Origin of the sequence: Streptomyces beijiangensis, from assembly GCF_017315755.1 — a bacterium.
In the GTDB taxonomy this organism is placed as follows: Bacteria; Actinomycetota; Actinomycetes; order Streptomycetales; family Streptomycetaceae; genus Streptomyces; species Streptomyces beijiangensis.
Window position 1 is genome coordinate 1 of the sequence record NZ_JAFLRJ010000214.1, and the last position, 8,854, is coordinate 8,854.

Genomic DNA, 8,854 nt, shown 5'->3' on the forward strand with positions numbered 1-8,854 from the left:
ATCGCCGCAGGCCTGGAGGCCCACGGCGTCACCGACCGCACCGCGGCCCGCTTCCGTCACCGCGACGTCTTCTCGCTGGCCGAGGAGCTGTACGCCCGCGTCCCCCACACGGACGACGCGACCGCCCACGAGCCCGGCCCCGACGCGCAGCCGGAATCGCACGCCCCCCTGTTCGGGCTCCTGCCAGGCGCCGCGACAGCCGCCGCCGCTGCCGGAGTTCACCTCACCGACGGCGAGACGCGGATCGCCGTCATCGCGGGCGGCACCGTCGCCGTCACCCTGGCCATGGGGTTCACCCTCCGCCGGGGTCCCCTCCACGCGCCCGGCCGCATCGTCCCCGCCACCCGCCTCTACGTCCTGTGGCTCCTCGCGTACACCGTCTACGGACCCACCCTCCTCGACCAGCTGATCCGCGGCGGCCCCGACGGCCCGTGGCCCATGACCTCGGGAGCGCTGGTCGCCCTCGCCCTCGCGGTCGCCCCTGCCGCCTGGTGTGCCCGTCTCTTCTCCACCTTCGCCCGCCGCAAGCTCGCCACCAGCCGGGGCACCGATGAATTCGCCGCCCATGTACGGCCGTTGCTCCTCCTCACCACCGCGCTGCACATGGGCGTCCTCACCGTGCTGCTCCTCCTCGCGCAGAGCCTCACCCCCGCCAACCTGGCACTCGGTACGGCTCTGTACCTGGCCAGGCTGCTCACCGTGCACGGCTTCCCCGACGGTCCCGCGGCCGCCCTGGCCGCCGTGTGCGCGGGTCAAGTTCTCGCGGCGGCGGCTGTGTTGACCGGCAGACTCCCCGGCTGCGAGCTGGTCGGGACCGGAGCCGCCGCCATCCCCGTCGTCGCTGTCACGGCCGCCGCCCTCGCGCTCCTCGCGCACGCGGCGGCCACCCTCTCCCGCGCCTCGGCGCACACCTGACGCACCCCAGTCGTTCCTTCCGCGGAGCCGACGCCGCGGAAGGACCCTTTCCCCAAGCTCTCACCTTCGTTCGAGCAGGGGAGACCCCATTCGGACGAACGAGCAACATCCCTAAGGAGAACGCCACATGAGCCCCGCACCCCCAGTCGCCGCACCGGCCCGTCGGTCCCGAGAGGTGGCCGCGCGATGAGGGTCCTGCTGCTCGGAGCCAATGGTTACCTCGGCCGTTTCGTCGCCGACAGACTGCTCGCCGACCCCGCTGTGCACCTCACCGCACTGGGTCGCGGCGACGACGCCGACGTCCGGTTCGACCTCGCGGGCGGGTCGCCAGGCGCGCTCACCCGCTTCCTGGACGCCGTCCACCCCGGCGTCGTCATCAACTGCGCCGGCGCGACCCGGGGCGGTGCCCGCGACCTCACCCGCCACAACACCGTGGCCGTCGCCACGGTCTGCGAGGCCATGCGCCGCTCCACCTCGTCCGCCCGCCTGGTGCAGCTCGGCTGCGCGGCCGAGTACGGCCCTTCCCAGCCGGGCTCTTCGACCGCGGAGGACGCCGTCCCGCGCCCCGGCGGCCCGTACGGCGTCTCCAAGCTCGCCGCATCCGAGCTGGTGCTCGGCTCCGGCCTGGACGCGATCGTCCTGCGCGTGTTCTCGCCGGTCGGACCCGGCACCCCGGCGGGCTCCCCGCTCGGCCGTCTCGCCGAGGCGATGCGCCGCGCCATGCAGGCGGGGGACGGCGAGCTGAAGCTCAGCGGGCTCGGCGTGCAGCGCGACTTCGTGGATGTGAGGGACGTGGCGCGCGCCGTGCACGCCGCGTCGCTCTCCGCGGCCCAGGGTGTCGTCAACATCGGTACGGGCCGTGCGGTCAAGCTCCGTGACGCGGCCGCCGTCCTGGCGCGCGTCGCGGGTTACGGTGGCACGCTCCATGAACTGGACGCCCCGCCTCCCCGCCACTCGGGCCTGATCTCCCCCCGTACCGAACAGAACCCCATGGAACACCTCGGCGCCCCGGCCCCGTACCCCGACGGCTGCGGAAGCTGGCAGCAGGCGGACGTGCGCACCGCCCGTGACCGCCTCGGCTGGCGTCCCCGTATCAACCTCGAAGAGTCCCTGGCGGACATCTGGATGGAGGCGGCATGCCGCATCTGACCGCGCAGCCGACCACCCGCATCGGCTTCGGTGTGCCGGGTTACGCGCACCCCCTGGTCGCCCCCGTCGAATGGGCCGAACTCACGCGCCCGGGAACGCCGTTGCACTGGGCCGTGCTCAATGTGGCGCACGGTCCAGGGACCCGCCCCGACCCGCACTGCCTGGCCGCCGCGGGCAAACTGCGCAATGCCGACATCAAGGTTCTCGGCCATCTCGACCTGATGTACGGCGCCCGCTCCCACGGCGAGCTGATGACCGACGCCGAGCGGTTCCGCGAGTGGTACCGGGTCGACGGCTTCTATCTGGACCGCGCCCCCACCGAGCGCGCGGACCTCCCGCAGACCCGCCGGCTGACCTCGGCCCTGCAGGGCCACACGGTCCTCGGCCACGGCACGCACCCGCATCCCGGGTACGCGGAGGCCGCCGACCAGCTGGTCACGTTCAACGGGCCGTGGACGGATTACCGCTGGTCACAGGTGGCGGAGTGGACGGCGGACTACGACCCGTCCCGCTTCTGCCACTTCGTCCACGGGCTGCCGCGGACCCACCTGGACGAGGCGGTCCGCATCGCGCGCTGGCAGGGCGCGGGGACGATCTTCTTCACGGATCGCACGGAAACGACCGACCGCAGCAGCCCGTTCGAGACACTGCCCGGGTACTGGGACGAAATCGTCTCGCGGATCGGACCGGGTGTCTCGGAATGAGAAGGGGCGTGGCAGTGTTACGGAGAGAACAACCGTACGTAGATACATATCGACCAACGGAGTCCCCGTGTCGCTGCCACCCCTGGTTGAGCCGGCTGCCGAGCTCACCGTCGACGAGGTCCGCAGGTACTCCCGCCACCTGATCATCCCGGATGTCGGGATGGACGGGCAGAAGCGGCTGAAGAACGCCAAGGTCCTCGCCGTCGGTGCGGGCGGCCTCGGTTCGCCCGCCCTGATGTATCTGGCCGCCGCCGGCGTGGGCACGCTCGGCATCGTGGAGTTCGACGAGGTCGACGAGTCGAACCTGCAGCGCCAGATCATCCACAGCCAGGCCGACATCGGCCGCTCGAAGGCGCAGTCCGCGAAGGACTCGGTCCTCGGGATCAACCCGTACGTCAACGTGGTCCTGCACGAGGAGCGCCTCGAGTCGGAGAACGTGCTGGAGATCTTCTCCCAGTACGACCTGATCGTGGACGGCACGGACAACTTCGCGACGCGCTACCTGGTCAACGACGCGTGTGTGCTCCTGAACAAGCCGTACGTCTGGGGCTCGATCTACCGCTTCGACGGCCAGGCGTCCGTCTTCTGGTCCGAGCACGGCCCCTGCTACCGCTGCCTCTACCCGGAGCCCCCGCCCCCCGGTATGGTCCCCTCCTGCGCCGAGGGCGGCGTGCTCGGCGTGCTCTGCGCGTCGATCGGGTCCATCCAGGTCACCGAGGCGATCAAGGTCCTCACGGGCATCGGCGACCCGCTCGTCGGCCGCCTGATGATCTACGACGCCCTGGAGATGCAGTACCGCCAGGTCAAGGTCCGCAAGGACCCCGACTGCGCGGTCTGCGGCGAGAACCCGACCGTCACCGAGCTCATCGACTACGAGGCCTTCTGCGGCGTCGTGTCCGAGGAGGCCCAGGAGGCGGCGCTCGGCTCCACGATCACTCCCAAGCAGCTCAAGGAGTGGATCGACGCGGACGAGAAGATCGAGATCATCGACGTCCGTGAGCAGAACGAGTACGAGATCGTCTCGATCCCCGGCGCGAAGCTGATCCCCAAGGGCGAGTTCCTGATGGGCAGGGCGCTGGAGTCGCTCCCGCAGGACAAGCGCATCGTGCTGCACTGCAAGACGGGCGTCCGCAGCGCCGAGGTCCTCGCGGTCCTCAAGGCCGCGGGCTTCTCGGACGCGGTGCACGTGGGCGGCGGCGTGATCGGCTGGGTCAACCAGATCGAGCCCGAGAAGCCGATCTACTAGACCAGGTCACATCGGAGGGGCCGGCCCGCACGGGATGTGCGGGCCGGCCCCTCCGTCGTACCCAGGACCTATCTGCTGCCCAGCAACTCCACCAGCCGCTCCAGCGAGGCAGGCGACAGATGCCGCCGCAGTCCGTCCACGACCTCCTCGGGCGTGGACCGGGCGCTCAGTCTGATTACGCCGTAATCACGTCGGGCCCTGGGCACGGCCGCGGCCGCCGCGTCCGGCAGCGCCTGCTCGTCCGCGGGCAGCCGTGCGATGCGCCGTGCGTCCTCCACCGACAACAGGCCGTCGGCGAGAGCCTCCTGGAGGTCGGGCCGCAGCCGCATCAGTGAAAGCCGCTGCGAGACGAAGCCCTGCGTCTTCCCGATCCGCCCGGCGACATCGCGCTGCGAGTACCCGTAACTGCCGATCAGCCCGTGGATCGCCCTGGCCTGCTCCAGCTCGGTCAGGTCGTCCCGCTGTACGTTCTCGATCAGCGCGTCCTCATCGGTCCTGGACGCGTCCTCCCGTACCAGCACCGGCACCTCCCGCAGCCCCGCGATCTTCGCCGCGGCCAGCCGCCGATGCCCGTGCAGCACCACGTACGGGGCGTCGCCGACCGCATCGGCGTGCTGCGGATGGGCTGCCAGGAACGCCCCTCGCGAGACGACGCCCAGCGCCTGCAGCACGCCACGCTCGCGCAGCGTCTCCGCGAGGCCGTCGAGGTCGCGCAGTTCGTGGCGCGGGTTGTCGGGGTTCTCGGTGAGGTCGGTGAGCGGGACGGTCAGCTGGTACGTGTCCCGGGAGACCGGCGGCCGGGAGACCGGTGGCAGGGAGACCGGTGGCAGGGAGGCGGCGGCCCGCGGGTCCTCCGGGGTCCCCAGCAGCGACGACAGGTCGATGCGCCGTCCCATCAGGCCGTCACCCGCTTCTTCGCCGCCCGCGCCCGCCGAGGCTTCGCCGGTGCCGGTACGACCGCGAGACCCACCTCCAGCGCGAGCCGGAAGAAGTCCTCGCGCGCCTGCAGGGCCACCCGGTTCGCCCCGTACTGCGTGACGACCAGACCGTCCGCCGAGGCCCGCGTGTGCAGCTTGTAGCGCCGTACGACGGTCCGGGCCAGCGGCCACCCCTGGCCCTCCACGAACGCCCGGGTCTGCTCCAGGTCCGCCTTGCCGTCCCGCGGGTCCCAGTTGTTGACGACCACCCGGAACGGCAGCCCCCGCGGCTTCACGACACGCTCGATCGTCCGCTGTGTGGGCTGGAAGCCCAGCGGCTCGGGCTCGATGGGCACGATCACGTCGTGCGCGGAGTCGAGCACGGCCCGCAGCGCGTCGGCCGCGGGACCGTTCCCGAGCGGGTCGTCGCCCGTCCCGGCCGCGAGGTCGAGCCACCCCGGCGTGTCCACGAACACATGCTGCACACCGGGGATGCGGGACAGCGCGGCCAGCCCCGCCAGATCGTCATGGGCCTGTACGAAGTCGAACGGCAGCCCCTCGCCCACCCGCTCCGACCACCACACGGCCGACCCCTGAGGGTCGATCGAGACGGCCACCACCGGCGGCTGCCCGCCCTTCTCGCCCGCCCCCAGGACATCGGCCGTGACCGCCGCGAGGTTGACGGCGAGAGTGGACTTACCGACCCCGCCCTTCTGGTTCAGGATCACGTGCACATGGGCCATGGCCACTCCCTTGGGCGGTTCACATCGGGCATTTAGGGTGTACGGCTACTGTGGCAGCGGGGCCCGGCAAAGGGTCACGTACGCGCCGAAAAGGGACGCCACCATGCCGACGCAGGGCCGCCGCTTGACCCGCTTCACCCGCTTCCTCGTCGAGCGGGACACGACCCCCCGGCAGCAGCGCGCCTACTTCGCCGTCCTGCTCGTGCTGCTGGCGGCGGTCAATTACGCCGAGTACGTGACTCCCAAGCCCCTGCGCGCCGTGCTGGCCGTCTTCCTCGTCCCGCTGCTCGGCTCCCTCGTCCTGGGTGTTGCCCGCACCGCCGTCCTGGCCGTGATCGCGAGCGCGTCGGTCGCCGTCGCGTACGCGGTGGTGGTGCCCGACGGGAACAACGTCAGCGAGGAGGCCGTGGCCCTGGTCTCCACCTGCGCGCTCGGCCTGCTCGCGATCCTCATCTCCCGCCTCGGCGACCAGCGGCAGCTCCTGCTCCAGCAGGCGCGCACCACGGCCGAGGCGGTCCAGCTGGCGCTCCTGCGCAAACTCCCGCTCCGTACCAAGGACTTCGAGGTGTACGGGGTCTACCTCGCGGCCGAGGAGTACGCACGCGTCGGCGGCGATCTCTACGAGGTCATCGAATCGCCCTTCGGGACCCGGGTCCTGGTGGCCGACGTACGCGGCAAGGGGCTGGATGCGATCAACGCGGGCGCGACCGTCCTGAGCGCCTTCCGCGTCGCGGGCTACGAGGAGCGGGACCTCGCCGAGCTCACCCGCCGGATGGAGAACTCCCTCGACCGCTACAACGAGTACGCGGCGGACGCGGGTCAGGAGGAACGCCATGTCACCGCGCTGCTCGTCGAGTTCGACCCGTCGGCGCGGCTGATGCGCCTGGTGAACTGCGGTCACCTGGAGCCCTACATCGTCGGCCGGTCAGGGGCGCTGGAGGTCGGCCTGGGCGAGGCGGGCCTCCCGCTCGGCTTCGGATCCCTCGTCGACGACCCGGAGCGCCCGGTGGTGGAGCTCCAACTCCCGCCCGACGCATGGATGCTGATGTTCACGGACGGGGTGACCGAGGCCCGCGACGAACACGGGGACTTCTATCCGCTGGCCCGGCGCCTCGAGGGCTGGACCGACCTGGAGCCGGCCGCGCTCGCCAAGGAGATCGAGCGCGACCTCGGTGCGTACGTCGGCGGCCGGCTCCAGGACGACGCCGCCATCCTGGTGGTCGCGGCGCGGTAGCCGCCCGCCGCCAGGACGCTAGGAGCAGGTCGTGCCGTCGGCCGGGACCCTGCCGTCGAGCAGATAACCGTCGACCTTCTTCGCCACGCAGCCGCTGCCGCCGTGGTAGGCCCCGTGGCCCTCGCCCTTGTTGGTGAGCAGGACGCCGACACCCGCGCCCAGCGCGTCCGCCATCTTCCTGGCGCCCTCGTACGGAGTCGCCGGGTCGCCCGTCGTGCCGACGACCAGGACCTGGCCTGCGCCCTGCGCGCTCGCCACCGGATGGTCGAGCTCGCCCGTCACCGGCCACTTGTTGCACCAGCCGGCCGTGTCCCAGGCCAGGAACTCCCCGAAGACCGGGGAGAGTTCACGGAAGGACGGCAGCAGCGCCTTGGCCTGGGCCTCGGTCGGATGGTTCTTGGTGTCGGCGCAGTCGATGGCCCGCTGGGAGCTCGACTGGGTGGAGTAATGGCCGTTCTCGTCACGGTCGTTGTAGGCGTCGGCCATGCCGAGAAGGAGGTTGCCCGTGCCCTGCTGCTCGGCCTCCCGGAGGCCCTGGGTGAGGTAGGACCAGCTGGACTTGGAGTACAGCGGCATCACGATGCCGGTGAGTGCGAGGGACTGGTTGAGCTTGCGGCCGTCCTTGGTCGGCAGCGGCTTCTTGTCGAGGCGGCCGAGGAGCGCGGCGATCTTCGCGGTGCCCGCCTTGGGGTCCTGGCCGGTCGACTTGAGGTAGTCGTCGAGGGCGCGCTGGAAGCCGATGGTCTGGTTGCGGGCGTGGCCGACCGCGTCGGCGGTGGGGTCGACGACGGCGTCCAGGACGGTGCGGCCGACGTTCTTGGGGAACAAGTGGGCGTAGGTGCCGCCCAGTTCGGTCCCGTAGGAGAAGCCGAAGTAGTTGAGCTTCGCGTCGCCGAGCACCGTACGCATCAGGTCCAGGTCGCGGGCGGTGTTGCTGGTGGTGACGTACGGCAGGACCTTGCCGGAGCGCTCCTCGCAGCCCTGGCCGAAGTCGGCGGCGTCCTTGAAGTAGGCGGCCTCCTCGGCGGGGGTGTCCGGGGTGAGGTCGATGTCGCGCTCGGCGCCGGCCTGCTGGGAGTCGGTGCGGCAGACGACACCGGCACTGCGGGAGACGCCACGCGGGTCCCAGCTCACCAGGTCGTAGCGGGTGTTGAGGTTCCCGTACTCGGCGGCGGCGTCGGGGAGGATGTCCACGCCCGAACCGCCGGGACCGCCGAAGTTGAAGAGGAGCGAGCCCAGGCGCCGGGACTTGTCCTTCGCCTCCTTGCGGACGAGGGCGAGGGAGATGGTGGCGCCGGCGGGGTGCGCGTAGTCGAGCGGGACCTTGACGTTGGCGCAGGTCCATCCGCTGCGACCGTCCTTGCAGTGACCCCAGTCGGGCTTCTGGGAGGTGAGGGACGCGGGGAGGGCGGACCCGGTCGGCCGGGAGGCGGGTGCCGATGAGGTCGGGGCCGGGGTGGTGGTGTCCTTGGCCTCGGGCTTCGTACCCGAATCACTGTCGCAGCCGGTGAGCAGGACCAGGGCCGCGGTGGCGACGAAGGACCCCGTGCGTATGAGCCTGTGCATGTATGTGCTCCCCCTCAGGATGTCCGGCACATGGTACGGGCCACCCCCTTTACGGGGACTTGGCCCCGGCAACCCCCAGCACGCGACCTCCGGCCGCGTTGTCCTCAATCTCCCCCAAGCTCTCGGCTTCGCTCGAGCAGGGGGGACCCCCTCGACGGGCTTGATTTGCCCGCCCTGCGACTGATCCTGCGGGTGGCAGTGGAGTTGCTCGCGCGCTTGCGATCGTCAGTTCCCAGCGCACGCCGGGCAAAATTCAGCCCGTCCGGCGATTGAGGACAAAAACCGGCCGAAGCTCGCCTGCCCGGGACCTCGCCACACGCCGCACGCGGCGCGGGCCACACCGGGCAGACGTTCCCCGCCACCCCGCGGGTCCTTATCGT

At 71.2% G+C, this 8,854-nt stretch carries 8 protein-coding genes; 5 read left to right on the forward strand and 3 right to left on the reverse strand.

What is annotated here, in order from left to right:
* From J0695_RS22470 to moeZ, 4 genes are all read left to right on the forward strand, one after another.
* Window positions 1-915 (forward strand): hypothetical protein (locus J0695_RS22470; protein ID WP_206963963.1); only part of this gene is annotated, 915 nt, incomplete at its 5' end.
* A gap of 186 nt (window positions 916-1,101) precedes the next feature.
* Window positions 1,102-2,064, forward strand: coding sequence for an SDR family oxidoreductase (locus J0695_RS22475; protein ID WP_206963965.1), 963 nt, complete (start codon window positions 1,102-1,104; stop codon window positions 2,062-2,064).
* Entirely contained in the window at window positions 2,052-2,768 is a 717-nt protein-coding gene (locus J0695_RS22480) for a spherulation-specific family 4 protein (RefSeq protein ID WP_206963967.1), read from the forward strand. The genes J0695_RS22475 and J0695_RS22480 overlap by 13 nt, the downstream gene beginning before the upstream one ends.
* Window positions 2,769-2,835: 67 nt before the next feature.
* Window positions 2,836-4,014 (forward strand): adenylyltransferase/sulfurtransferase MoeZ, encoded by a 1,179-nt coding sequence (gene moeZ, locus J0695_RS22485; protein WP_206963969.1) that lies wholly within the window; start codon window positions 2,836-2,838, stop codon window positions 4,012-4,014.
* 68 nt (window positions 4,015-4,082) lie between these two features.
* Here moeZ and J0695_RS22490 read toward each other — a convergent pair whose 3' ends face one another.
* Together J0695_RS22490 and J0695_RS22495 are read right to left on the reverse strand one after the other, a co-directional pair.
* Entirely contained in the window at window positions 4,083-4,910 is an 828-nt protein-coding gene (locus tag J0695_RS22490; RefSeq protein WP_206963979.1) for a ParB/RepB/Spo0J family partition protein, read from the reverse strand.
* Window positions 4,910-5,674: a ParA family protein gene (locus J0695_RS22495; protein WP_206963980.1), complete on the reverse strand. Its 765-nt coding sequence runs from the start codon at window positions 5,672-5,674 to the stop codon at window positions 4,910-4,912. The genes J0695_RS22490 and J0695_RS22495 overlap by 1 nt, the downstream gene beginning before the upstream one ends.
* 103 nt (window positions 5,675-5,777) lie before the next feature.
* Between J0695_RS22495 and J0695_RS22500 the strand changes: the two genes are divergently transcribed.
* Window positions 5,778-6,908, forward strand: a complete 1,131-nt coding sequence (locus J0695_RS22500; RefSeq protein WP_206963981.1) for a PP2C family protein-serine/threonine phosphatase — start codon at window positions 5,778-5,780, stop codon at window positions 6,906-6,908.
* 18 nt (window positions 6,909-6,926) lie between these two features.
* On the opposite strand, the gene J0695_RS22505 is transcribed toward J0695_RS22500, so the two are convergent.
* Window positions 6,927-8,474, reverse strand: a complete 1,548-nt coding sequence (locus J0695_RS22505; protein ID WP_206963982.1) for an alpha/beta hydrolase — start codon at window positions 8,472-8,474, stop codon at window positions 6,927-6,929.
* Between the last annotated feature and the right edge of the window lie 380 nt (window positions 8,475-8,854).